We start from the raw sequence: 24,456 nt of genomic DNA on the forward strand, positions 1-24,456 counted from the left end.
TCACGCTAGCAGGGCGTCGATATCCAGGTGCTGCTCAAGGGTATCGGCCAGGCGATCGAGTTCACGCTGGCGATGGGCGGCGTAGTCCACCGCCCCGCCATCGTGCAGCCCGCAGCGCGCCAGCAGCGCCTGGCACGCCTGGGGCTGGTCGAACAGCCCGTGCAGGTAGCTGCCCATGATCTGGCCATCGTCGCTGACGGCACCCTCGGGGCGGCCGTCAAGCTCGCATAGCGGGCGCGCCAGGGCCGGCCCTTCGCTGACACCGTTATGGATCTCGTAGCCGCCTATCGGCACGCCGTCGGGCAGCAGGCGCCCACTCACATTGCGCAGCTGCTTGCCGGCGACCATGCGCGTCTCGAACTCGAGCAGCCCGAGCCCCAGCGTCGAGCCGGCCGGCCCCTCCAGGCCATCCGGGTCGTGTATCGCCCGGCCCAGCATCTGCAAGCCGCCGCAGATGCCCAGCAGCTTGCCGCCATAGCGCAGATGGCGCCGGATCGCCGCCTCCCAGCCCTGGGCGCGCAGCCAGGCGAGATCGCTGCGGGTGCTCTTGCTGCCCGGCAGGATGATCAGGTCGGCGGCGGGGATCGCTTGCCCAGGCCCGACAAAGCTGAGCTCGACCTGCGGATGGAGGCGCAGCGGGTCGAAGTCGTTGTGATTGCTGATCCGCGGCAGCGCCGGCACCACCACGCGAAGCGCCGCGGCATCCGACGCCACACCGTGCAGCCCCACGCTGTCCTCGGCGTCGAGCAACAGCCCCTGCAGGTAGGGCAGCGTGCCAAACACCGGCTTGGCGGTTCGCTCGGTGAGCCAGTCGAGGCCCGGCTGCAGCAGCGCCATATCGCCGCGGAAGCGGTTGACGATGAAGCCGCGGGTACGTGAGCGTTCGCTCGCGCTGAGCAGCTCCAGGGTGCCGACCAGCTGGGCGAAGACTCCGCCGCGGTCGATATCGCCGACCAGCACCACCGGGCAATCCACCATCTCGGCGAAGCCCATGTTGGCGATATCGTTGGCGCGCAGGTTGATCTCCGCCGGGCTGCCGGCGCCCTCGGCAATGATCACGTCATACCGAGAAGAGAGCGCCTGCCAGGCCGCCAGCACGCTCTCCCGCGCAGTGCGCTTGTAGGCGTGATAGTCCAGCGCATCCATATGGCCGTGCACCCGTCCGCGCAGGATCACCTGGGCGCCGCGGTCGCTCTCGGGCTTGAGCAGCACCGGGTTCATGTCGCTGTGCGGCTCGACGCCTGCTGCCAGCGCCTGCAGCGCCGTGGAGCGGCCGATCTCGCCACCGTCCACCGTTACCGCGCTGTTGAGCGCCATGTTCTGCGGCTTGAACGGCGCCACCGACACCCCGCGCCGCGCCAGGGCCCGGCATAGCCCCGCCACGACAGTGCTCTTGCCGGCATCCGAGGTAGTGCCCTGGATCATCAGGGTGGGCATGGCTGCACGCTCCATTACCGTTTGTCGCGCCAAAAAAGTGGCACTATAGTATCACTCACCACCCATAGACGGTGAGCCGCATGAAAGTCGAACTGGTTACCAACCTGAAGCGCCAGGCCACCAACATCCTTGCCGAGCTGCATAGCTCCAAGGAGCCGGTGCTGATCACGGAGCATGGCAAGCCCTCCGCGTACCTTGTCGATGTGGAAGACTACGAGCTCATGCAGCGCCGCCTGGCGTTGCTGGATGGGCTCTCCCGCGGCGAGCGGGCCGCGCTCGAGGGGCGCACCTACGGCCAGGACGAGGCCAAGGAGAAGATGCGCAAATGGCTGAGGTGATCTGGGCAGAACCCGCCCTCACCGACCTGGACGCCATCGCCGAATACATCGCCCTCGACAATCCTGCCGCCGCCGGCCGTCTCGTCGAGGCCGTGTTCGACGCCACCGAGCGCTTGCACGCCTTTCCGCAGTCAGGCCGAACGCCACCGGAACTTCCCGGGAGCATCTATCGGGAAGTCATCGGGCCCCCCTGCCGTATCTTCTACCGCGCAAGCGAGGAAGGGGTACTCATTCTTCACGTCATGCGCGAGGAGCAGCAGCTTCGAACCTATCTGCTGGACGCCAGCCGCTCACGCTAGGCCGATTGGCTAGCGTTCTATGTCCTTGTGCCCCTCGCACAGCGCCTCTTGTAGCGCGTCATCCGCCAGCGGCTGCCCCCAGCCGTTGCCGTGCACCAGCTCCGCCAGGGGCAGGCGCTGCCGCCATCCGGAGCGAGCCAGCTCGGGCTGCTCCAGGAACTCGCTGACATAGCCCAGGCACAGGTAAGCCAGGGGGTAGACCTGCTCGGGTAGGCCCAGCACCTCGGCCAATTCGTGCTGATCGAGGATACTCACCCAGCCCACCCCGATGCCCTCGGCCCGCGCCGCCAGCCACAGGTTCTGCACCGCCAGGCAGGTGCTGAACAGGTCGGTCTCGACGATACTGTTGCGGCCCAGCACGTGCTCCCCGCCCCGGGTACGGTCGCAGGTAATGCAGAGGTTGAGCGGGCTATCCAGAATCCCCTCCAGCTTGAGGCGTCGATAGAGCTCGCCGCGCTCATTGGCGTAGTGCTCGGCGGCCTTGGCATTCTCGCGCTGGAACAGCCGATGCACCCGCTCGCGCACCGCCAGGCTGTCGATAACCAGGAAGTCCCAGGGCTGCATGAAGCCCACCGACGGCGCATGATGGGCAGCGTCCAGCAGCCGCGCCAGCACCTCCGGGGGAATCGGCTCCGGCAGGAACTGGGCACGCACGTCCCGACGCTCGTGGATGGCGCGATAGAGCCCCTCCCGCTGCGCCTCCGGGAAAGCGTGATCTGAGATCACAGTTCGATGCCCTTCTGCGCCTTGATACCCTGCTCCTTGAAGGCGTGCTTGACCACGCGCATCTCGGTCACGGTATCGGCCAGCTCGATCAGCGCCTCCGGGGCATGGCGGCCGGTGACCACCACATGCTGCATGGCGGGCCGCGCCTGCAGGTCGTCCAGTACCCGGTCGAGGTCCAGGTAGCCGTGGCGCAGGGCGATATTGAGCTCGTCGAGCAGCACCAGATCGACCGCGGGATCCCTGAGCATGCCGCGGGCCACCTCCCAGGCCGCCTCGGCGGCTTGCACGTCCTTGTCGCGGTCCTGGGTATCCCAGGTGTAGCCCTCGCCCATCACGTGGTAATCGACGCTTGGCTGCTGGCGAAAGAAGGCCTCCTCGCCGGTCTGGAACTTGCCCTTGATGAACTGCACCACCCCCGCCTTCATGCCATGGCCCAGGGCGCGTGCCAACATGCCGAAGCCGGAGCTGCTCTTGCCCTTGCCGGGGCCGGTTAGCACCAGCAGCACACCCTGCTCCTTGTCGGCGCGGGCGATGCGCTCGTTCATGATCTTCTGCTTGTGGGCCATGCGCTCGGCATGGCGCTGGGGGTCGACCGTTTTCATTCCACTCTCCGTCATTACATCCGCCGTAATAGATAGACATCCATGATCCAGCCGTGGCGCTCGCGCAGGGCGGCACGCTGCTCGATGATCGACGCGGCCACATCCTCCAGCCAGCCGTCGATCAGGCGCTGCTTGTCCATACCCAGGTAGGCGCCCCACCAGATATACAGGCCCTCCGGCGGCAGCGACGCGAACGCCCCGCCGCTGTCGAGCATCACCGCCACGCTTGCCGCATCATCAGGCCAACCGCGCTCGCGCAGGCGCCGCCCGGTGGTGATCTGCACCGGTTCGGCCAGCGCATTGAGGGGGATACGGTGCTCGGCGGTGAGAACCTGTAGGCTGGTGATACCGGGCTCCACGCGTATCTCGAGCGCCTGGCCCGCGTCGCGTAACCGACCGGCAATACGCAGGCTGCTGTCGTAGAGCGACGGATCGCCCCAGATCAGCATGCCGACCCGCCCGCCCTCGGGCAGGTGCGTCGCCATCAGCGCTGCCCACACCCCGGCAATCGCTTCATGCCAGTCGTCCACCGCGCCCAGGTAGTCGGCGCGGCCGTCCCGCTGCGGTAGATCGAACTCCACGACCCGGGTGCGTGACGACGCCTCAAGCAGATCGCGACACAGTAGCCGGCGCAGATCCACCAGGTCCGACTTGCCATCGCCCTTGCGCGGCAGCAGGATCAGCTCCGCGTCATTCAGCGCCCGCACCGCGGCCAGGGTGACATGCTCGGGGTTGCCGGTGCCGATGCCGATCAGCGAGAGCTGGATCATGCCTCGCCTCTCTCGTCAGCGAAGCCGGCGAAGGGCGAGTCCGCCGACTGGGGCCGAAAGCGCCGGTCGTAGCCCACTGAGTAGAGGCTACTCTCCTCGAAGTCCTCACTGCCCAGCACCGGGCCCACCAGGATCAGCGCCGTGCGCTGCAGGCTGCCATCGACCTGGGCGGCCAGGCTCGCAAGGCTCCCGCGGATCACCCGCTCATCGGGCCAGCTGGCGCGCCAGACGATGGCCGCCGGGCAATCCGCGCCGTAAAACGGCACCAGGTCTTCTACCACCTGATCGAGGTGATGGATGGAGAGATGAATCGCCAGGGTGGCCCCGCTCCTGGCGAAGTTGGCCAGGGTCTCGCCGTCCGGCATAGCGCTGGCGCGCCCCGGCGTGCGGGTCAGCACCACGGACTGCGCCACCCCCGGCAGCGTCAGCTCCTGGCCCAGGCTAGCGGCGGCCGCGGCGAAGGACGGCACACCCGGCGTAATGGCATAGGGAATGGCGAGCTGGCGCAGGCGGCGCAGCTGCTCGCCCATGGCGGACCATACCGACAGATCCCCGGAGTGCAGCCGCGCCACATCCAGGCCCGCGGCATGGGCGCTGCGCATCTCGGCGACGATCTCATCCAGGGAGAGCGGCGCGGTATTGACGATCCGCGCGCCTGGCGGGCAGTGCTCGAGCAGCTGCTCAGGCACCAGCGACCCCGCGTAGAGGCATACGGGAGAAGACGCGATAAGATCCCGGCCGCGCAGCGTCAGCAGGTCCGGGGCACCGGGGCCGGCGCCAATAAAGTGTATGGTCATGCTGAGTATCCTATCAGGGCACCTCTATAAAGCGTCGGGCGACCGCTACGGTGGCCATTCGGTCCGTCGAAATCAACCGCGGCCCAAGCAATGCCGCACCCGGCCCCGCCGCCAGCAGGGCCACCGCCTCCGCAACGCTGCCCGTGCCCCGGGCCTCCAGGCTCTGTTGGGAGTGAGTCAGGGTAACAGCGGTTGGCAGGGCGGCATCTTCCACGGCGATTACCGCCATGCCCCGCGCGCGTCCCAACGCCTGAACCAGCGGCAACATCGACTGCGCCGCGGCCAGCCGATCAACGGCGCCACACTCTGCCTCGATCCGTTCCAGCGCATCAAACAACGACGCCAGCTGTGCCCCGCGGCGAAAGCCGAAACCGGCCACTGTCATCGAATCGCCCACTGCGGTTCTTTCATCCCCAAAAGCCCCTACGAAATTCATAGCGGATCGATTGCAGGAGCGAAAAATATCATAGATCCCAGATAGGGGCTCGACACGCGGGGAGCAGCGGGATTTCCTGCAGCCTGAACGCCAACAGCACGCGCGGCTGCGGAATGAAGGCGAAGCAGCAATGTAGTAGACGTCGCCGTGACTGTTCTTGTTAGGCACTGGACTCATAACTACCATTCAAGCGAGCTCTGCTCTTTAAGGCTATTGGGAGTGTGAAAACGATCTACATATGGGCCAGACCTGATGTGATTCATCAAGCGCCAAAACCATTGTTTAGCAATCTCCTGAGTTATCCCATCTGGATAATCGAACCGATAGGACAGCCCATCATTTCCGGGTTTGTACGAAACTACGAACAAGGGCTCCAAGTATCTCTGAACCCCCCAGCGTACCTCGTTTAACAATTCCGCCATCCAGGTTGCATAATAGATGAAATAATTTTGTTCCAGGTGCTCCTGAAAATCTTCTAACGCAAGAGGAATCAACTCAACAGGAACGTCGTAGCCGTGATCAGAGAGAATCCTATGAATACCTTTGGAAACACCAGTTAATCTTGAAATATTATGCTTTGAACTGTTTCCGGAAATTTTTAAAAGCTCAATTCTTGGCACTTCTATTTCTGCATTCACATCCAGTGTGGGCAACCAAAGTTTCACAGGGGCCTTTTGATTTAACCAATATCTCAATTCTTTAACCGCACCTTCGAGTTTGCAACCGCTGCCATCAACACCAAGGTACTTATTGGTGCAAACCGTATCGAGAATATCAACACAAGATCCTGAAACGCCGGTTAATCGACTGTCTCCAGCTTCTTTGGCGAAATCAAGGAATCGAATAATGAACAACGACCGATGAACAATATCCTTGAAATAAACAAGCGCTTCGCCAGCGGAGCTCGAGCTTTTTCTGACGTCAAGCAAGGCATGATTAACTATCTCGTTAACCGCCTCTGTGCAGATGCATAAGCCTATGGCTTCTCGCTCGGTACTGGTCAGATTCATACTCAATTCCGTTGCCTAACGCCTCAAACACCGGCTTGGTGAAGTTGGCGACTTTTTTGCACAAGCGAATAAGGTGACAGCTTTACCAAGTCCGCATGCTTGACCTGTTAGGCGATACACCGCCCCCCCTAAATCAGACAACACTTTTTATACTTTTTCTGGCTACCGCAGGGGCATGGATCATTCCGACCTATTTTCTTTCCATTTCTCCTTATTGTGGAAAAGACCACTCGCCCACCATTCTTAAAACTCTGAGGTTTTGGAAGATATTTAGTTGCTTGATCCATTTCATCGGATTGCACCCAATCAAATTTCAACTCAAGCCCGAATTTGATTTTTCTGCTTACTGGATCTAGGCAAAGCCCAAACCAAGTATCGGCTTTTAGAGCGTATTTTCTTTTTTCGCAGTGATTCTTTAACCTAGGGCCAGCAACATTTGCCTTGTCACCATTAAAGTGGATGGTTAGTCCGGTTTTACCTTGATCTACACCCAAGGTTAAATCATGATGCTTTCCATCCGCTTTATGTAATTCACATAACTGATTAATCCCATCATTAATTTTTTCTATTGTCTCTCCACTCAATGAAAGGAGCATAAAACCAAGATCAATGGTCGCAGGATCGTCTAGGCGATCAATTTCAGCTATTAGTTGGCCATAAGTGGTATCTTTATATTTTGTCAATATGCCTTCTGGGGTTTCAATTCCCGGGGCACCATTTCTCCTAGTGAGCATGGCCAAATCTAGATCGGCACAAATATCATCTCCTAACTGGATCATAGAAATATCACTATCAATCCATAGATTCTGCTTTAAATGATAGGAAAGAATAGTTAACTCATGATTAGATAAAATCCTTTCCGCGTATTCGACCCTTCGGTTTACATAGCTCAGAAAGTGTAATGGAGACTGTAGCATCTCAGTCATAACATCCAGAAGAAACACATCCATAATAAATGGATTCTTGATCACTTTCGTCGCTTGGTATGTTAAAAACTGTCGCGCTTGAAAGCTTAGAGCAGGATAGTGATCTGAGACTACGCAAAATGGATATATACTTTCAAAGTTTCTATATATCTTTAACTCATTTCCAAAACAATCCACCAGCCGATAGCTTTCATCATTTAAATATTCGGCACATTGGTATGCTTGGTTATACGCATCTTGCACTGCTTTTTTAAAATCTTCTTGGAGACTATTGTCGTTTCCTTTTCTTGCGGCAATGGTTAACTTTTTTGACTTTGCCTGTAGAACAATTGCTCTATTAGCAAAAACAACAAGCACATCTATTTCTCCAACTCTCGTTTGCTTATCTTTATAAATATTAATATTGGTAAAAACTCTATCTTCACCAAATACAATCTTAAGCCGTTCCTCTGAAAACCTTTCGGTAAATAGACCTCTATTTTCCCTAGCTTTTACTTTGTAGGTATCGTCCGCATTGAACCAAAAAAAAGGCGTTTCGTATAGAGCCTCTAGCAATCCATAATTTTGAAACAAAATGAATTCACTTTCCCCTACCCGTATAATTGGGTAAGCATTCATAGGGTTAAAATCATCTAGGGCAGAGAACTGATTTCTGTCAATTTCTGGCGGACAAACAAACGAGCCAAGAAATGATTTAGTGGTCTCTATATCTACGCCTGATTTTTCTGATAATTCTTTGTCGGAAAAAACGAACGCGGGAAGCATTGTCCATTCTTCCGAAGATAGCGCCTTTAGTTGAGTAGGCATCAGATCACTAACTTTATCGTTTTGTAAAAGAAGCAAAGATGACACTATCTTTTCTGCATCTTCAATTGAATATCCTTTATTCCTCTGAAACCAATCGCTATCGTTTTTATACTTTATTAAAGCGAGATCTCGATATTGAAAGCTATAGGCGGCTTCTCCTCCATAGAAAATAGATTCTCTTAATGCCTTTCCTGTCCTGAAAGGGTTAAAAATCGGGTCTCCAAGTTTTCTTTTATCAAATATCTCTTCTAGAGGAGGCATCATAGTCTTATGCAAACTTTCTAATATAGATTCAGTCTTATCAATATATTCCTGAATGCATTTCGGCCCTGGGTGAGTTATATCAAGTTGTTCCTTACACGCCAAACCTATTAATGTAGAAATTTCAGTACGAACAAGCCTTTCAAATGAGAATTGCTGAATTACATCATCAACAACCATTTCACCATCTTTATACCGAATAGTGTTATCTCTAAAACAAAAGTAAGCTATGGCATGTAAGTATCCTGGAGATTTACATATCGCCTCAAGCTCATCAAACAATTCCTGCTCATTTTGTATGACGTCATTCATTGATATACACCGATTTTTAGCAGTCGCCTAACGCCCGCCTCACGCGCCGGTTTGGAGCCGCGAAGCGGCGGAAAATCGGTCGCCGTATAGCCGATTGTTAGGTGATTTTTTCAGGCACACCTTCAGGGTATGCCTTGCCTATCACCTCAAAGGCGCTTTCGCCTTCCGTGTGTACCCGAACCAACTTAGCAGTGCCGAGACAATTCGTGATTGCAAGATCGCAACCAGTCGGAACCGCGGGGGCTCCGAGCTTCTTGGCCCATGCCTCCAACACTGTGCTAGAAGCACTGAATGCGTTGAGGCCGTCAGAAAGTGCGGCCTCAATCTCGAGAATTCGTGACATTCCGAGATGTCTCAGCTTCGTAGCCAGCCCCTTATCGGAAAGCCAAAAATATGCAGACTCGCCGCCCCAGCTTCCAAGGAGAGGTGATACGCCTGTGTCGCAATAAGGCAGTGGCACGGTGACGGTCCACAACCTCCCTGACCTTATAACTTCTTGCGATTGAAAGGGGCTCTCTTGAAAGACTTTGTCGGCTTCTTCCTGTCTCAGAAGATCCATAGCAACAAGGTCATTGAGTCGTTTCTTTAAAAACTCGAATGACGAAGGAACTAGTCCTTGGCGCATGGCCGCCACTTCATGGTCCAACAACCTGGAGTAGTGCCAAGCTCGTATTCGAGACCCGGCCAATATCGGTGTCAGCTCATATTCTTGGAACGCCAAGAAATCTGCAGAAAACTTGTTCGGCTTTAAGCTCTGATACGGTGAGCTATTCAAGTGCTCATCCATCAATCTGTGGGCTTCAGAGTGATAGTCGAAAATTAGCTGTGATCCCGCTGAGAGCGTGCGCTCTAGCTCAGCGCTAAAAGTATCTGGGTTCCAGAGGTCTATCACGTTGCTTCTTATCCTTACCACCTAACAGCTGTATTAGATAGCGCGCTCGATATTTCACTTGAACGCACTCGCGCGTTTAACAATATTATACTGCGCGTTAGACTCTCTCATTCTATTGAAGTTTTTAGACATTAAGTATAATTCGTCAACATAACACCAGTCAACGCGCCTGCTACATAATACCGATAAGCGTGCCGGCTGTATTTCTCTGAGACGACTCTGACTGCGATCACTACCCAACCCCATCGCGACTAAAGTCGCTCCTACATGGGCTTGGGTGGTCCCACTGAAAGAGAGGCATTGAGCGGCAAGGGCAAGATGCCATCGGCTGGTATGCTGATTAGCGGCAGTGTTTGGCATATTCCCTACCCTCGCTGCGGCGGCTTGTATATTTGCACTGCCTTACACTGTAGTCGCTTATTCGCGACATCGCCTCTAAAAATGAAAAATATGAAGTCGCGGGATGAGAGTGGCGATGCTACGGCCAGAGATGCCGGTAGCGCTGCCACCACTGCAGTGCCAGCCGGCGATTGGCGGAGTTGGTCTCTTCACTCAGAACCGTGCCGAGGCGCAGGTAGTCACCGCCTGTCTCGGCCTGCAAGGCGGGGTCCTGGGAGGCCAGCATCATGGCGTAGAGCGCCAGCATCAGCTCGTAGTCGTCGTCACTATCGAGCCGTTCGACCAGCGCCGGGATGGCGGGCTTGCCTATTTCGCCGAGCGCTTCGGCAGCGGTGTACCAGGGCCGGGGATTGTCGGCATCGCCGTAGGTCTCTACGTAATCGCGATCCGGCAGTCTTGCGATGTAGTAGGCCACTGCCGCGGCCTGCTCGGTGGGCGGTTCAGCCCCATTCGATACAGGTCGCGGCTCGGTGGTGGAGCAGCCTGCCACCAGCCACGCCATCATCACAATGCAGATGCCCTTCGTTACGGGCGACATAGGCGGTACTCGGTCATTATCCACTCGATAGCGGCATCTAGGGTCTCGAATATGCCTGCGGCATGGGTGAAGTCATAACAATAGTGTCCGCACAAAACCATGATACGCCAGCCCTGAGCGATAGGTGTCTTACATGGATGTTGGGAATACTATCGCGCTATTAGCGTGTAACCCGCCACTGCACGATGGGGTAGCTGGCTTTCCAGCCTCGCCGGCTGCCGAGGGGCACGGCGGCGGCCAGCTCGAGGCGCAGCAGCTCGCCACCGGCCTGCTGCTGCCATTGGGCCAGCAGCGCTTCGGACTCCAGGGTTACCGCATTGGCCACCAGGCGAGCGCCGGCAGGCAGGCGCTGCCACAGCGCCTCCAGCAGGGGTTGCGATAGCCCACCGCCGATAAACACCGCATCGGGAGGCTGGCCACTCAGCGCCGGGTCATGGAGTACGTCGGGGGCGCTGCCTTCTACGACCTCGAGCCAGTCGACGCCGAGGTTGCCGGCATTGCGACGCGCCCGGGCCGCACGCCCGGCATCACGCTCGACGGCCACGGCGCGGTTGTCGGGGTGGGCCAGCAGCCACTCGATGGCCACCGAGCCCGAGCCGGTGCCGATATCCCACAGCCGCTCCCCCGCGCTAGGAGCCAGGGCCGCCAGGGTGATGGCGCGCACCGCTTGCTTGGTAATCTGGCCATCGTGTTCGAACAGCGCATCCGGCAGGCCCGGCGTTAGCGGCAGTGCCGGCCCGTCTCCGGCCACCTCCAATCCTACAGCGACCGGGTGAGCGATATCGCCTGGCATGGCATCGCCAGCTTGCACGCTGCGAATCCGCTCGCGGTCTCCGCCCAGCGCTTCGAGCAGATGCAAGCGGGACTCGGCGTAGCCAAAGCGCCCCAGCAGGCCCGCCAGTTCGGCCACTGCCCCTCCGTCGCGCAGCAGCACCAGCAGGCGCCGGCCGCGCTGCAGGTAGGGCCGGATCCGCGTCAGCGGTTGGGCATGCAGGCCCAGGCAGGTGCACTCCTGCAGCGGCCATCCCAGCCGCGACGCCGCCAGGCTGAAGGTGGAGGGCGCCGGCAGTGCCCGCCATTCATGGCGGTCGAGCCGGCGCGCCAGGATAGCGCCCGCGCCGAACCAGAAGGGGTCGCCGGAGACCAGCATCACCACCCGCCGGCCGCGCTCGGCCAGCAGCGCCGGGATGCCGTCGGCGAAGGGCACCGGCCACTCACGCACCTCGGCGGCCAGCGGCGGCAGCAAGCGCAGGTGGCGCCGCGCACCGAATACCAGTTCGGCGGCCTCCAGCGCCTGGCGGCTTGCCGCGGTTAGCCCTTCTGTGCCACCTTCCCCCCAGCCAAGTAGCGTCAGCCAGGGAGCGTGTTCCTCAGCCATCATCTGAGCCCTGCTAAAGGAGATGAGCTGTTCCGGCGACAAGCCCCGAAGTGTCGGACCATCACGAGGGCGCTGTAAACCCATCCCTGGGCGCTACCTACGCCATCCATGGCGTAGAACCCTCACTGCGGCTTGTCCCCGGCGCTCATCTTACCAACTGATTGAATGGGAACGGAGTTCAAGAAGCCCCAATGAACGTCCTGATTTTGGGCGGCACCACGGAAGCCAGTGCCCTGGCGGCTGCCCTGGCCGAGCGCGGGATCCCTGCCCTGTTCAGCTATGCCGGCCGGGTGGCGATCCCCAAGGCGCAGCCGCTGCCGACCCGGGTTGGCGGCTTCGGTGGCGTGGAGGGCCTGACGGCCTTTGTGGCAGATAACCGCATCACTCATCTGGTTGACGCCACCCATCCCTTCGCCGAGCAGATGAGCCGCAACGCCATCGCCGCGGCGCAGCGCAGCGGCATCCCTTGCCTCGCCCTGACTCGCCCGCCCTGGCAACCCCAGGCCGGCGACCGCTGGCAGCGGGTCACCGGCGTCGAGGCGGCGGTGGAGGCGCTGTCCGGCCCAGCCGAGCGTATCCTGCTGGCCATCGGCCGCCAGCAGCTCGCCGCCTTCGCCGCCCAGCCCCAGCACCACTATCTGCTGCGGCTGGTCGATGCTCCAGCGGTTCCGCCCCCCCTGCCCCGTCACCGGGTGATTCTTGAGCGTGGCCCCTTCACCCTGGACGGCGACCTGGCACTGCTGCGGGAACATGGCATCGAGCGGGTGGTGTGCAAGAACGCCGGCGGCGCCGGTGCCATCGCCAAGCTCACCGCGGCCCGCCAACTGGGGCTGCCGGTGGTGATGATCGAGCGGCCGGCGCTTCCCCAGCGTCAGGAAGTCCATACCGTCGAGAAGGTACTCGCCTGGCTCGCTTAGAGGACGTTTACAAATTACTGCGCTCGGCCATGCATCGTTGAAATCAGCCTTAAAATGCTCATTTAACACCCGTAAACTCCGCTTTTTCGGCTAATTTCGCCTTGCCTGACCGTCGCTCGTGACATTTGTAAACGCCCTCTTATGAACCCGTCCCTGACACCGAGCGCGGCGTATAGATCCAGGGCGCGCCCTCGGCGGTACGCTCGATCAGCCGCGTCTGGCTGGAGCCGACTATTACCAGGGTGCGCATATCGGCCATCGCCGGCTGGGCCTGGCCAAGGGTGGTTACGCTTAGCGACTCCTGCGGGGTGGAGACGGCCCGGGCGAACATGATCAGGCGCGCTGGGCCGCAGGCCTCGCGCAACACCTCGAGCGCACGCTCGAAGCCCTCCGGTCGCGCCTTGGAGCGGGGGTTGTAGAAGGCCATGGCGAAGTCGGCCTCGGCGGCCAGCCGCAGGCGCCGTTCGATCAGCGCCCAGGGCTTGAGGTTGTCGGAGAGGTTGATACAGCAGAAGTCATGCCCCAGCGGCGCCCCCAGCCGCGCACTGGCGGCCAGCATGGCGGAGATGCCCGGCAGCACCTGGATATCCAGCTCGCGCCAAGCCGGCTCACCCGCTTCCAGCGCTTCGAACAGCGCCGCGGCCATGGCGAACACCCCGGGATCGCCGGATGAGACCACCACCACCCGATGCCCGTCGGCGGCCAACTGCAGCGCCTGCTCGGCGCGGCGTATCTCTTCGCGGTTGTCCGAGCCGTGGCGCGTGAGCCCCAGCCGCGGCGGCACCCGCTCCACATAGGGCAGGTAGCCCACCGCATCGGTGGCCTCACTCAGCGCGGCAGAGACCTCGGGGGTGATCAGTGCCTCAGCCCCCGGCCCCAGGCCGACCACCTTTAGCCAACCGGCGTTGCGCTTGGCTGTCATGGCCGCCTCCCGTTGCCGTGGATCACCACGATCGAAAAATAGGGCACGCTCTCGTCGACCTCACGGAAGGGGCGTATGCGCTGCTGTGGCATAGCGGCGTACTCGATCAACCAGGCTTCGTCTTCGCGGCCGCTGCTGGCCAGCGCCCGGCGCAGCTTGTCCAGGTGGCGGCCGATCTTCATCACCACCAGGGCGTCGGTCTCGGCGATGCGCTCGCTCAGCGTCGCCTCCGGCAGGGTGCCCATCAGCACGGTGAGAATGTCGTCGCCCCAGGTCACCGGTTGCCCGGTGGCGGTCCAGGCGGCAGACATGCCGGTGATGCCGGGCACCACCGCCACCGGCACCCGCCCCTGCAGGCGGGTATAGAGGTGCATGAAGGAGCCGTAGAAGAACGGGTCGCCTTCGCACAGCACCACCACATCGCGGCCCGCCTCGGCGATCTCGCACAGCTGCGCGACGCTGCGCTCATAGAAGGCCGCGAGCAGTGCGTTGTAGCGGGGGTCGTCGAAGGGGATCTCGGTGGTGACCGGGTACTCCATGGGCAGCTCGATGGCATCGGACGCGAGCATGCCGTCGACGATGCGCCGGGCATGTCCGGTGCGGCCCTTCTTGCGGAAATAGGCGACGTGTGAGGCGCCGCGGATCAGCCGATCCGCGCGCACGCTCATCAGGTCCTGGCTGCCGGGCCCGAGGCCAACGCCGTGAATGGTGCCCGGTATGCTGCGCTCGTGGGTCATTCGCTGCGATCCGCCATGGCATTGAGGGCGGCCACCGTCACCGCGCTGCCGCCGAGTCGCCCGCGCACGATGCAGCAGGGCACCTCGCCACTCTCCCACAGCGCCTGCTTGGATTCCGCGGCGCCCACGAAGCCCACCGGGCAGCCGATGATCGCCGCCGGCCGCGGGCAGGCGGGGTCTTCCAGCATGTTGAGCAGATGGAACAGCGCGGTGGGTGCGTTGCCGATCGCCACCACCGCGCCCTCCAGGTGCGGTCGCCACAGCTCCAGCGCCGCCGCCGAGCGGGTGTTGCCCAGCTCGCGGGCAAGGTCGTGGACCCGCTCGTCGTGCAGGGTGCAGATCACCGGGTTGTCTGCCGGCAGGCGCTTGCGGGTAATGCCCTCGGAAACCATGCGTGCGTCGCACAGTACCGGCGCGCCGCCCTCCAGCGCCGCCCGGGCGCGGTTCACCGCATCGCCGCGAAAGTGAATATATGCGGCGAGCTCCACCAGCCCGGCGGCATGGATCATGCGCACGGCCACCGGCTCCTCTTCCGGCGCGAAGCGCGCCAACTCGGCCTCGCGCCGGATGATGGAAAAGGACTCCCGGTAGATAGCCGGGCCATCCGTTTCATAGACGTAAGGCATCGCTATTCTTCTCTAAGTGTTCGATAACATCGGCTTCAGTGAGGCCGCTGGCAATCGGCGCCGCGTCGGCGCGACCGCCTTTGATCAGATCATAGCGCCCGTTGCGCCCGGTCAGGCACAGGTCGGTCGGTTGCTGGCAGGCGCAGCCCTTGGCGCAGCCGGAGACATGCACGCTGCCCGCCACCCGGCCGCTGAGGCGCTCGGCCAGTGCCAGGGTCTCGACGCTGGCCTGTTCGCAGTGCGGGGCGCCCGGGCACGCCTGCATGGCCAGGCGCGGATCGCGCTCATCGTCCAGCAGGCCGGCGATTGGCGCGCCGCATACGCCCTCGCCCTCCACCAGCAGGCGCCGCCAGGGCGTGACCCTTACCGCGCTGACCGAATCTTGTTCAACGACGGCCCGCAGCGCCGCGGCGGACACCCGCCCGAACGGCAGGCCAACCACCCGGCCGCGTCGATGCTCGCCCAGGGCCAGCCGCGCACCAGGCTCGGCGGGTGCGGCCACTGGCGGCGCCCAAGCTGGCAGCGGCGCCCGGTGCCGGCGCATCCGCCCGGCCTCTCGCCCACCGCTCTCGACGAACCAGTGGGCCAGCCGAATCAGCGCTCCGACAGCGGCGGCGGGCGAATCCACCGGGGTGCCCAATGCCCGCCCGTCGGCACGGAGGAGCAAGTCCCCTTCCGCCGAACGCTCGATGCGCAAGTCGGCGGATACGTCGCCCAGCACCGGCGCATCCCCGGCATCGATGGCGATGCCCAGCTTGTCCGGCAGGGCCGGCAGCTCATCGATACGGGTCTCCAGCAGGCAGGCCGCCACGTGGCTGGCGTCGCCCGCCTGCCAGTCGGGGGCCAGCAGCCGTTGCGGGCGGCGCTCCCTCTCGCGGTCCGGGTCGGCCAGCCCCTGCTCGACGAGGGCCTCCATCAGCCCTGGCCAGGTGGCGTCCGATACGCCCCGCAGCTGCAGGTTGGCGCGGCTGGTGAGTTCGATCAGGCCGCTGCCGAAGGTCTCGGCCGCGGCGCACAGCGCCAGCAACTGGCCCCGGGTGAGCCGCCCCAGCCGCGGGCGCACTCGAACCAGCAGGCCATCTCCGGTGGCCATGGGTTTCCAGGCGCCGGGGCACCAGCCCCTGATGCGCGGCTTATCCGCCTTATCCATCATCAGGGCGCGAGCTCCCGGGTTTCGTCAAACTCGAGCAGCAAGTCCTGCAGGGCCGTTCCCTGTTCGCCGGGTTCCCGCCACAGGCCGCGCTGCACGGCTTCCAGCAGCCGCTCGGCCATCTCCTCCAGCGCCGCCGGGTTGTGCTGGCGCAGGAACGCCTGGTTGGCGTCATCCAGCACCAGCGCTTCGCTCACCTGGGCATACTGGTAGTCGGCCACCAGGTCGGTGGTGGCGTCATAGGCGAACAGGTAGTCCACCGTCGCCGCCATCTCCGAGGCGCCCTTGTAGCCGTGCTCGCGCATCGCGTCTATCCACTTGGGATTGAGCACCCGCGAGCGAATCACCCGCGCTAGCTCCTCCTCGAGGGTGCGCATCCGCGGCTGCGCCGGGTTGGCATGATCGGCGTGGTAGATGGTTGGCGCCTGCCCGGCCAGCGAGCGGCTGGCGTTGGCCATGCCGCCCTGGAATTCGTAGTAGCCGTTGGAGTCGAGGATATCGTGCTCGCGGTTGTCCTGGTTATGCATCACCGCGTCCAGGCCTTCGAGCTGGCGCTCGAAGGCTCCCCGGGCAGCGGTGCCGGACGCCGGGAACTGGCCGTAGGCGTAGGCGCCGGCCGCCAGGTAGGCCTCGGCCAGGTCGTCGGCGCTCTCCCAGGCGCGGCTGTCGATCATGCGGTTCAGGCCGGCGCCGTACTCGCCGGGCTTGCTGCCGAAGATCCGGTAGCCGGCTTCCCGGGCGGCAGCATCCGCGGCGAGCCCCTCGCCTTCGAGCTCCCGCTGGCGGGCCTGCACCGAGGTACGAATGGTATTGGCATCGCCGGGCTCGGCGTATTCGGCCACCGCCTGCACCGCGCGGTCGAACAGGCGGATGACATTGGGGAAGGCGTCGCGGAAGAAGCCGGAGACGCGCAGGGTGACGTCGACCCGCGGTCGCCCCAATAGCATGGCGGGAATCACCTCGATATCGATCACCCGCTGCGAGCCCAGCGACCAGCGCGGCCGCACGCCCATCAAGGCGAAGGCCTGGGCGATGTCGTCGCCACCGGTACGCATGGTGGCGGTGCCCCAGATCGACAGCCCCAGCCGCCGCGGGTAGTCGCCGTGATCCTGCAGGTAGCGCTCGATGAACGCCTGGGCCGACGCCTCGCCCAGCGTCCAGGCCGCGGGGGACGGAATCGCCCGGTTGTCGACGCTGAAGAAGTTGCGCCCGGTGGGCAGCACATCCAGGCGACCGCGGCTGGGCGCGCCGCTCGGCCCGGGGGGCACGAAGCGACCCTCGAGGCCGTCGAGCAGCGACTGGATCTCCATCTCGGCGCCCTGCTGCATGTCGCGCCACAGTCGCTCGCGGGCAAACTGGCACTGCTCGGCGGTGGCCGGGTAGTCCCGGGCCAGGGTGGCCAGGCAGCCCTCCTCCAGGATATGTGACTCCACCAGCCGCTGGGCGAGCAGCTCGAGGCGCTCGCGGGTATCGGCGGTGGTACGCCAGGGGGAAGCATCCCGCTCGGCCAGTGCCTGGGGCCGCGGTCCGTGCCACGGCGCGACCTCGGCCATCAGCGGATCGAAGTCACCGTGCGCACCGCACAGCCCGAGATCGTCCGCCAGGTTGTGCAGCAAGCCGCGCTGATCCGGCTTTTTCCCCCTCGGCAGCCGCAGGATGGCGACCAGGGTCGCGGCCAGCTTGTCCCGAGGCGGCAGGCTGCCCAGCACGTGCAGGCCGTGGCGAATCTGCGCCTCCTTGATATCGCACAGGAAGGTGTCGAGCTCATTGAGCAGGCGCTCGTCATCGCTGCCCTGCGCGGCGTCGCTGCCCTTGCCGCTCTGCGCCAGCTCGCGGTCGATGCCGGTGTCGCGCAGGTGGCCAAGGATCCGTTCGCGCAGCAGTGACTCGCGCCGCGGGTCCATGCCCAGGGCCTGATAGTACTCGTCGGTGAGCGCTTCCAACTCGGCCATGGCGCCGTAGAGCTCGGCGCGGGCCAGCGGCGGCATCAGGTGATCGATGATCACCGCCTGGCTACGCCGCTTGGCCTGGGCCCCTTCGCCGGGGTCGTTGACGATGAAGGGATAGAAGTGCGGCAGCGGCCCCAGGGCGATCTCCGGCCAGCACTCGGCGGAGAGCGCGGTGCTCTTGCCCGGCAGCCACTCGAGATTGCCGTGCTTGCCGACATGGATCACGGCATCCACCCGGTAGTGCTCGCGCAGCCAGAAATAAAACGCCAGGTAGCTGTGGGGCGGCACCAGGGCGGTGTCGTGGTAGCTCTGGGTGAGGTCGTCGACCTGCCCCGCTTCGACCAGGGCGCGCTCCGGCTGAATGCCGACGAAGGTCTCGCCCAGGCGGATCCCGGCGATCATCAGCCGGCCCTGGCGGCACTTGGGGTCCTGTTCGGGCGCCCCCCAGCGCGTCCACACCGCTTGCTGAAGCGGCGTAGGCAGGGTCCGAAACCAGGCCAGGTAGTCGTCGACGGCGATGCTCTGCCAGCAGCCACGCTGCGTCAGCCCCCGTCGCTCGTTGGTCACGCTCTGCTGCAGCTGGCGGATCAGCGCGTCGCCATCCTCCGGCAGCTGATCCACCGGGTAGCCCGCCGCGGCCAGCGCGCGCAGGATCGCCAGCGTCGAGGCCGGCGTATCCAGGCCGACGCCGTTGCCGATGCGACCGTCGCGATTGGGGTAGTTGGCCAGCACCAGCGCCAGGCGCTTGTCGGCGTTGGCGGTCAGGCGCAGATCGCAGTAGCGCCGCGCCAGCTCCGCGACGAAGGCGGCGCGCTCGGGATGCAGGGCGTGGCGGATCACCGCCAGTTGGCAGCGCTCGCTGTAGTGAGCCTCGCTCTTGAAGCCCACCGCCCGGGACATGATGCGCCCATCCATCTCCGGCAGTACCACCTGCATCGCCACGTCGCGGCTGGGCAGGCCGCCGGGCATCGCCTGCCAGTCCTCGGCGGTGCAGCTGGCCAGGATCGCCTGCAGGATCACCGGCCGCCCGACGAACAGCCCTTCGCATCGCCCGTGGGAGACCTCGTCGCCCAGGTGCTCCTGCTCATCCGGGTTGCGGTTGACCGAGAAACTGGTGGTATTGATCACCAACATGGCCCCGGTCTGCTCGATCAGGTGATTGACGAAGGCCACGCAGGTTTCGTCCTTGAGCGACGCTACCGCCACCGCCAGCGGCTCCAGCCCCTGGTCGCGCAGCGCCTCGATCATGCCGTCCAGCACCGCGGTGTTGGCGCCCTGCAGGTGGCTGCGGTAAAACAGCAGCAGGCAGACCGGGCGCTCGGGCCGACGATACGTCAACCACTCCCCAAGCGTGGCCTCCTGCCGTCCGGCGCTGCCTGGGTCGTAGAGCAGCGCCGCGGGCAGCGCCTTGGGCGCCTGCCAGGCCAGGTCCAGCCCCAGGCATTCGCTGCCGACGCAGCGCAGTAGCTGCTCGGCATTGTCCACGCCGCCCTCGCGCAGGTAGCGCCACACCCGGTGGGCCAGGGCAACGGGGACGCTCGAGGCCTCCAGCAGGTCGTCGTCCGGGGCATCGCAGCCCGGCACCAGGATCAGCTGGCGCCGCTGGTCGGCGGCGGCCCAGGCCAGCAGGCGATCGAAGCCGTAGCGCCAGTAGGCGCTGCCGCCCAGCAGCGAGACGATCACCAGGCGCGCCTGGTCCAGCACGCGGTCCTCGTAGAGGTCGTAGGCGGCGGGCTTGACCAGGTTCATCCAGTTGGCCAGCCGCAGCGTGGGATAGCCGCCGGCTGCGCTCGCGTCCAGCCGCTCGACCGCCTGGGCCAGCGCCGACAGGCTGCTGTCGGCGGCGGACAGGATGACGATCTCGGCGGGGCTCTGCTGCAGGTCGACGATGCCCTCATCGTCGACGAAGCCCCCCGGCTTGGCGGCGAACAGGTGCATCAGCGCGCCGTGGCAATCTCGGCGTCTGCCAGGGCGGCATGCAGGGCCGCGCTATCCAGCCCCTTGCCGATGATGACCAGCTGGGTTTGGCGCGCTTCGTCGGCTCGCCACAGGCGGTCGAAGTAGCCCTCCTGACGCTCCCCCACGGCCTGGATCACCCGCCGCATGGGCTTGCCCGGCAGCGCCGCGAAGCCCTTGGCGCGGTAGATCTCATGGCGCTGCAGCAGCGCCTGGAGCCGCGCGGTCAGGGCCTCGCCATCCACCTCACCGAGGCGGATTACGCAGGAGTCGAAGTTGTCGTGGGCGTGGTCGTGGTGCGCCCCCTCGGCATGATGGCGATCGTGGTGGTTGTCGATGGCGTCGATATGCGACTCGCTGGCCGCCCCTATACCCATCAGGGCCTCCAGCTGGGCCTTGTCGCCGGCCAGGCTCTGGTCGATGAAGAGCGTCTTGACCGACGCCGGGACCCGCGCCCGCACCAGCGCCTCCACCCGCTCGCGATCGCCTGGCGCGAGCAGATCGGTCTTGGTGACCAGCACCAGGTCGGCGGCGCTCAGCTGGTCGTCGAGCAGTTCGCGCAGGCTGGGGTCGTGGTCGAGGGAGTCGTCGGCGCGGCGCTGGGCCTCCACCTTGTCGATGTCGCTGGCGTAGCGGCCGGCGGCCACCGCCGGGCCGTCGACCACGGTGATGATGGCATCCACGGTGCAGTGCTGACGCACCTCCGGCCAGTTGAATGCCTGGACCAGCGGCTTGGGCAGCGCCAGGCCGCTGGTCTCGATGAGGATATGGTCGATATCGTCGCGGCGGGCCACCAGCTGTTTCATCACCGGCAGGAACTCCTCCTCCACGGTGCAGCAGATGCAGCCGTTGGCCAGCTCATAGATGCCGTCTTCGACCTCCACCGGGGAGTCGTCGCCGTCGTCACAGTCGAGGGCACAGCCGCGCAGCAGGCTGGAGTCGATGTCCTGCTCGCCGAACTCGTTGATGATCACGGCGATGCGCTTGCCGGTCACCTGGCGCAGCATGCCGGCCAGCAGCGTGGTCTTGCCGCTGCCCAGAAAGCCGGTCACCACCGTGGCGGGGATCTTGTTCAGGTTCATCCGTGGGTGTCCTCCAGGGAACGGGTATGAGTCGCGTTGCAAGGCGTGCCGGCCGGCGCAAACAGCCGGGCCACCGCGGCGGGATTGTCGGGGAAGAATAGATGCAGATAGGTCGCCGTCAGGCCGCCCTGGCGGTAGATCGCCTCGCCCGGGGCGGGATGGCGCTGACGCCGCCCGTGGGCGATCGGCGCCGGGGTATCGGTGGCCAGCGAGCGGTGATGGGCGTGGGCGCGCACCGCCCCCTCCGGCAGCTCGGCGGTCTGCATGCCCTGGCAGCCGCGCCGCCCGCGCATGGCGCCGTGGCCGGGCAGCAGGCCAAGCATGGCGTGGGTCTGCTCGTCGCCATCGGTGAGGGTCTCGAGGCAGTAGAGCAGGCCGCCACACTCGGCGAGGATCGGTTTGCCGCTGGCGAAGAAGGCCTGTATATCGTCACGCAGCGGGGCATTCGCCGCCAGCCGCGCGGCGTGAAGCTCCGGGTAGCCGCCGGGCAGCCACAGCGCATCGCAGCACGGCAGCTGGGTATCGCTCAGCGGCGAGAAGAAGCGCAGCGTCGCCCCCATTTCCGCCAGCAGGTCGAGGTTGGCCTGGTAGATAAAGCTGAAGGCAGCGTCCTGGGCCACGCCGATGGTCTGCCCCTGGAGTGCGGCCGGTATCGCCGCGGCGGTACCCGGCACCGCGGCGAAGCTGACCGGCGGCAGTGACAGCAGCGCCTCCGCCAGCCCCTCGGCGTCGAGCGCGGCGGCGCCGGCCTCGAAGCGGGCCTCGAGCTCGTCGCGGATCTCCGCCGCCTGGACCAGCCCCAGATGGCGTTCCGGCAGCGCCAGGGCGGGATCCCGCGCCACTGCGGCCAGCAGGGGAATCTCGGCAGGCAACGCTCCCTCGATCAACTCCCGGTGGCGCGCCGAGGCGCAGGCGTTGGCGATCAGGCCGGCGATGCGGATGTCGTCGCGGAAACCCGCCAGGCCGGCCACCAGCGCCGCCGCGGTCTGGGCCATCCCCTTGACGTCCATGACCACGACCAGCGGCAGATCGAACAGCGCCGCCAGGTCGGCACTCGAGGGTTCGCCATCGAACAGGCCCATGGCGCCCTCCACCAGGATCAGGTCGGCCTGCTGGGCGGCCTCGAACAGGCGCTGGCGGCAGTAGGCCTCGCCGGCCATCCACAGATCGAGCTGCTCCACCGGCTGGCCCGAGGCCTGGGCCAGGATCTGCGGGTCCAGGTAATCGGGACCGGTCTTGAACACCCGCACCACCTTGCCCCGCTTGCGCAGTAGCCGGGCCAGCGCCGCGGTCACCGTGGTCTTGCCCTGCCCGGAGGACGGGGCGGCGATAAACAGCGCGGGACAGGCGGCATGCGCCGCCGTAGTGGGCGCACTCATCGGCGTGGGCCTCCGGCCGCTGGCAAGGTCAGGTAGCGGGCGCCCAGCTGGCGGGCGATCTGCGCGCCCCGGCCGCGCTTGACCGCCGCCTGTTCGGCATCCACCACCAGGCACTCCCCAAGCGACGGCAGGCCGGCCAGGGGCTGGCGAGTACGGCCGTCGGTGATCAGATAGGTGCACACCTGCAGGCCCGCCTGCTGCTGCCGCCACTGGCGGATCAGCCGCGCCGCGCGCAGGAGCGCTTGGCGTATCGGCGTGCCGCCGCCACCGCCCACCGCATCGAGCCGTGCGAGTAGCGCCTTGGGAGCACGGCGACGCGGCAGGATCGGGGTGACGCCGTCGCTGCCAAAGCCCAGCACCGCCAGCTGCTCGCGGGCGGCATAGGCCTGGCGGGCGACCCGCTCGACCACGCCCTTGGCGCGACCCAGCCGCTGCTCGCCGAGAGTCGAGGCGGAGGTATCGAGCAGCACCAGATGCAGCACCGGCTGCCCGCTGCGCGCCTTGGCGTAGCACAGTTGCCGCCAGGGCCAGTGGCCGCGGTTGGCGGCCAGGGTGGCAAACCAGTCCGGGCGTGGCGCGTCGCGGTGCCCGCGACGCTGGCCCGGCTGCTGCCCGCGGCGCCTGGCCGAGGCGGCGTGGGACCTCGAAGCCAGCCTGGGCGCCTGGGCGTCGGCCGCCGGCAGCGTCATGGCCGGCACGCTGACGCTGGGCTGGGCAACTGGCGGCATGGCGCCCCACTGCCCCTGAGCCTGCGGGGGCTGACCGTCACCGGATGCCTGACCCGCAGCGCTGCCCGAGCCAGCGGCGGGTGGCGGCGCGCCTGCCGCCGCCGGTGGCGTCTCCGCCTCCTGGGTGCGGCGATGGGCCAGCACCCAGGGCGCGACGTTATCCAGATCCTGCTGCGCCACGCGAGTCGCGCCGCGCCAGGCGGCGTGGGCCTGGGCCGCACGATGCCAGGTCACATCGGCCCGCAGCCCCTCGACGCCGGCCTGCTGGCAGCCCTGGGCGATATGCTCGTAGACCCACTCCTCGCTGACGATCTCCCGCAGCGCCGACTGGGCGCGCCGGATACGCTGGGTCAGCGCGGCCTGAGCCTCGGCGTGGTGTGACAGATAGCCTTGGGGGTCGCGATCGAAGGCCTCGCGCTGCTGCACGATGGCGACCCGCTCCTGCACGCTCAGCGCCGCCTGCTGCTCGAGGCACAGGCCGAAGCGGTCGAGCAGCTGCGGGCGCAGCTCGCCCTCGTCGGGGTTCATGGTGCCGATCAGGCTGAAACGGGCGGGATGGGCGTGGCTGATGCCGTCGCGCTCGACGACATTGGTGCCGCTGGCAGACACGTCGAGCAGCAGGTCGACCAGCGGATCCGGCAGCAGGTTGACCTCGTCGACGTAGAGCACGCCGCCGTGCGCCTTGGCCAGCAGCCCCGGCTGAAAGGTCGCCTCGCGCTCGGTGAGTACCCGCTGCAGGTCCAGGCTGCCGGTCAGGCGCTCCTCGCTGGCACCCAGCGGCAGGGTAACGAACGGCGGCCGCTGCCCCTCGGCGTTGCCGGGCAGCAGCGCCGCCAGCGCCCGCGCCAGGGTCGACTTGGCGCTGCCCCGTGGGCCGCTGATCAGCACGCCCCCGATACGCGGATCGATGGCGTTGAGCAGCAAGGCGGTCTTGAGGGCCTGCTGGCCGACAACCGCGACGAAGGGAAAGTCACTCACAGCGGTGCTCGCCTAGCGCTCGCCAGGGAGGTTGGCCGCGCACCGGTCGAACCACCGCATACGCCGACGGATGACCCGCCGGCGATCAGGAAAGAGATCACACA

Annotated in this window: 22 protein-coding genes; 3 read left to right on the forward strand and 19 right to left on the reverse strand. The window is 64.4% G+C overall.

Annotation, left to right across the window (positions count from 1 at the left end; all coding sequences use genetic code 11):
* Positions 1-1,437 (reverse strand): cobyric acid synthase, encoded by a 1,437-nt coding sequence (locus tag QC821_RS02285; RefSeq protein ID WP_309716432.1) that lies wholly within the window; start codon positions 1,435-1,437, stop codon positions 1-3.
* An 80-nt stretch (positions 1,438-1,517) separates the two neighbouring features.
* Between QC821_RS02285 and QC821_RS02290 the strand changes: the two genes are divergently transcribed.
* Positions 1,518-1,775: a type II toxin-antitoxin system Phd/YefM family antitoxin gene (locus QC821_RS02290; RefSeq protein WP_309716435.1), complete on the forward strand. Its 258-nt coding sequence runs from the start codon at positions 1,518-1,520 to the stop codon at positions 1,773-1,775.
* Complete coding sequence (locus QC821_RS02295; protein WP_309716437.1) at positions 1,763-2,074, forward strand: type II toxin-antitoxin system RelE/ParE family toxin; 312 nt, start codon at positions 1,763-1,765, stop codon at positions 2,072-2,074. The genes QC821_RS02290 and QC821_RS02295 overlap by 13 nt, the downstream gene beginning before the upstream one ends.
* A gap of 9 nt (positions 2,075-2,083) precedes the next feature.
* On the opposite strand, the gene bluB is transcribed toward QC821_RS02295, so the two are convergent.
* From bluB to cbiE, 10 genes are all read right to left on the reverse strand, one after another.
* Positions 2,084-2,800, reverse strand: a complete 717-nt coding sequence (bluB, locus tag QC821_RS02300) for a 5,6-dimethylbenzimidazole synthase (RefSeq protein ID WP_309716439.1) — start codon at positions 2,798-2,800, stop codon at positions 2,084-2,086.
* Complete coding sequence (cobO, locus tag QC821_RS02305; RefSeq protein ID WP_089660628.1) at positions 2,797-3,402, reverse strand: cob(I)yrinic acid a,c-diamide adenosyltransferase; 606 nt, start codon at positions 3,400-3,402, stop codon at positions 2,797-2,799. The genes bluB and cobO overlap by 4 nt, the downstream gene beginning before the upstream one ends.
* A 14-nt stretch (positions 3,403-3,416) precedes the next feature.
* Complete coding sequence (gene cobF / locus QC821_RS02310; RefSeq protein WP_309716444.1) at positions 3,417-4,172, reverse strand: precorrin-6A synthase (deacetylating); 756 nt, start codon at positions 4,170-4,172, stop codon at positions 3,417-3,419.
* Entirely contained in the window at positions 4,169-4,969 is an 801-nt protein-coding gene (gene cobM / locus QC821_RS02315; RefSeq protein WP_309716447.1) for a precorrin-4 C(11)-methyltransferase, read from the reverse strand. The genes cobF and cobM overlap by 4 nt, the downstream gene beginning before the upstream one ends.
* A gap of 13 nt (positions 4,970-4,982) precedes the next feature.
* Positions 4,983-5,354, reverse strand: coding sequence for a cobalamin biosynthesis protein (locus QC821_RS02320; protein WP_309716448.1), 372 nt, complete (start codon positions 5,352-5,354; stop codon positions 4,983-4,985).
* Between the two features lie 230 nt (positions 5,355-5,584).
* Entirely contained in the window at positions 5,585-6,415 is an 831-nt protein-coding gene (locus tag QC821_RS02325) for a hypothetical protein (RefSeq protein WP_309716451.1), read from the reverse strand.
* A gap of 128 nt (positions 6,416-6,543) precedes the next feature.
* Positions 6,544-8,721 carry an SEC-C metal-binding domain-containing protein gene (locus QC821_RS02330; RefSeq protein WP_309716453.1) on the reverse strand — a complete coding sequence of 726 codons (2,178 nt, stop codon included), beginning with the start codon at positions 8,719-8,721 and terminating at the stop codon, positions 6,544-6,546.
* A 97-nt stretch (positions 8,722-8,818) separates the two neighbouring features.
* Positions 8,819-9,613 carry a hypothetical protein gene (locus QC821_RS02335; protein ID WP_309716455.1) on the reverse strand — a complete coding sequence of 265 codons (795 nt, stop codon included), beginning with the start codon at positions 9,611-9,613 and terminating at the stop codon, positions 8,819-8,821.
* Positions 9,614-10,091: 478 nt separating this feature from the next.
* Complete coding sequence (locus QC821_RS02340; protein WP_309716457.1) at positions 10,092-10,550, reverse strand: HEAT repeat domain-containing protein; 459 nt, start codon at positions 10,548-10,550, stop codon at positions 10,092-10,094.
* Between the two features lie 160 nt (positions 10,551-10,710).
* Entirely contained in the window at positions 10,711-11,928 is a 1,218-nt protein-coding gene (gene cbiE, locus QC821_RS02345) for a precorrin-6y C5,15-methyltransferase (decarboxylating) subunit CbiE (protein WP_309717382.1), read from the reverse strand.
* A 191-nt stretch (positions 11,929-12,119) separates the two neighbouring features.
* Between cbiE and QC821_RS02350 the strand changes: the two genes are divergently transcribed.
* Entirely contained in the window at positions 12,120-12,845 is a 726-nt protein-coding gene (locus QC821_RS02350) for a cobalt-precorrin-6A reductase (RefSeq protein ID WP_309716459.1), read from the forward strand.
* Positions 12,846-12,984: 139 nt separating this feature from the next.
* Here QC821_RS02350 and cobJ read toward each other — a convergent pair whose 3' ends face one another.
* The 8 genes from cobJ to QC821_RS02390 are packed head-to-tail and all read right to left on the reverse strand — an operon-like array spanning position 12,985 to position 24,352.
* Positions 12,985-13,767 carry a precorrin-3B C(17)-methyltransferase gene (cobJ, locus tag QC821_RS02355; RefSeq protein WP_309716461.1) on the reverse strand — a complete coding sequence of 261 codons (783 nt, stop codon included), beginning with the start codon at positions 13,765-13,767 and terminating at the stop codon, positions 12,985-12,987.
* On the reverse strand, positions 13,764-14,504 hold the full coding sequence (locus tag QC821_RS02360) for a precorrin-2 C(20)-methyltransferase (protein ID WP_309716463.1): 741 nt from the start codon (positions 14,502-14,504) through the stop codon (positions 13,764-13,766). Before QC821_RS02360 ends, cobJ begins: the two co-directional genes overlap by 4 nt.
* A complete protein-coding gene (locus QC821_RS02365) occupies positions 14,501-15,130 on the reverse strand; it encodes a precorrin-8X methylmutase (RefSeq protein WP_309716466.1) in 630 nt (209 codons plus the stop codon). The genes QC821_RS02360 and QC821_RS02365 overlap by 4 nt, the downstream gene beginning before the upstream one ends.
* Complete coding sequence (locus QC821_RS02370) at positions 15,114-16,283, reverse strand: cobalamin biosynthesis protein CobG (protein ID WP_309716468.1); 1,170 nt, start codon at positions 16,281-16,283, stop codon at positions 15,114-15,116. Before QC821_RS02370 ends, QC821_RS02365 begins: the two co-directional genes overlap by 17 nt.
* Positions 16,283-20,167, reverse strand: coding sequence for a cobaltochelatase subunit CobN (gene cobN, locus QC821_RS02375; protein WP_309716471.1), 3,885 nt, complete (start codon positions 20,165-20,167; stop codon positions 16,283-16,285). Before cobN ends, QC821_RS02370 begins: the two co-directional genes overlap by 1 nt.
* Positions 20,167-21,267 (reverse strand): cobalamin biosynthesis protein CobW, encoded by a 1,101-nt coding sequence (gene cobW / locus QC821_RS02380; protein ID WP_309716473.1) that lies wholly within the window; start codon positions 21,265-21,267, stop codon positions 20,167-20,169. The genes cobN and cobW overlap by 1 nt, the downstream gene beginning before the upstream one ends.
* Complete coding sequence (locus tag QC821_RS02385) at positions 21,264-22,646, reverse strand: cobyrinic acid a,c-diamide synthase CobB (protein ID WP_309716476.1); 1,383 nt, start codon at positions 22,644-22,646, stop codon at positions 21,264-21,266. Before QC821_RS02385 ends, cobW begins: the two co-directional genes overlap by 4 nt.
* A complete protein-coding gene (locus tag QC821_RS02390; protein ID WP_309716478.1) occupies positions 22,643-24,352 on the reverse strand; it encodes an AAA family ATPase in 1,710 nt (569 codons plus the stop codon). Before QC821_RS02390 ends, QC821_RS02385 begins: the two co-directional genes overlap by 4 nt.
* Positions 24,353-24,456 lie beyond the last annotated feature (104 nt).

Source organism: Franzmannia qiaohouensis (assembly GCF_031451695.1).
GTDB lineage: Bacteria > Pseudomonadota > Gammaproteobacteria > Pseudomonadales > Halomonadaceae > Franzmannia > Franzmannia qiaohouensis.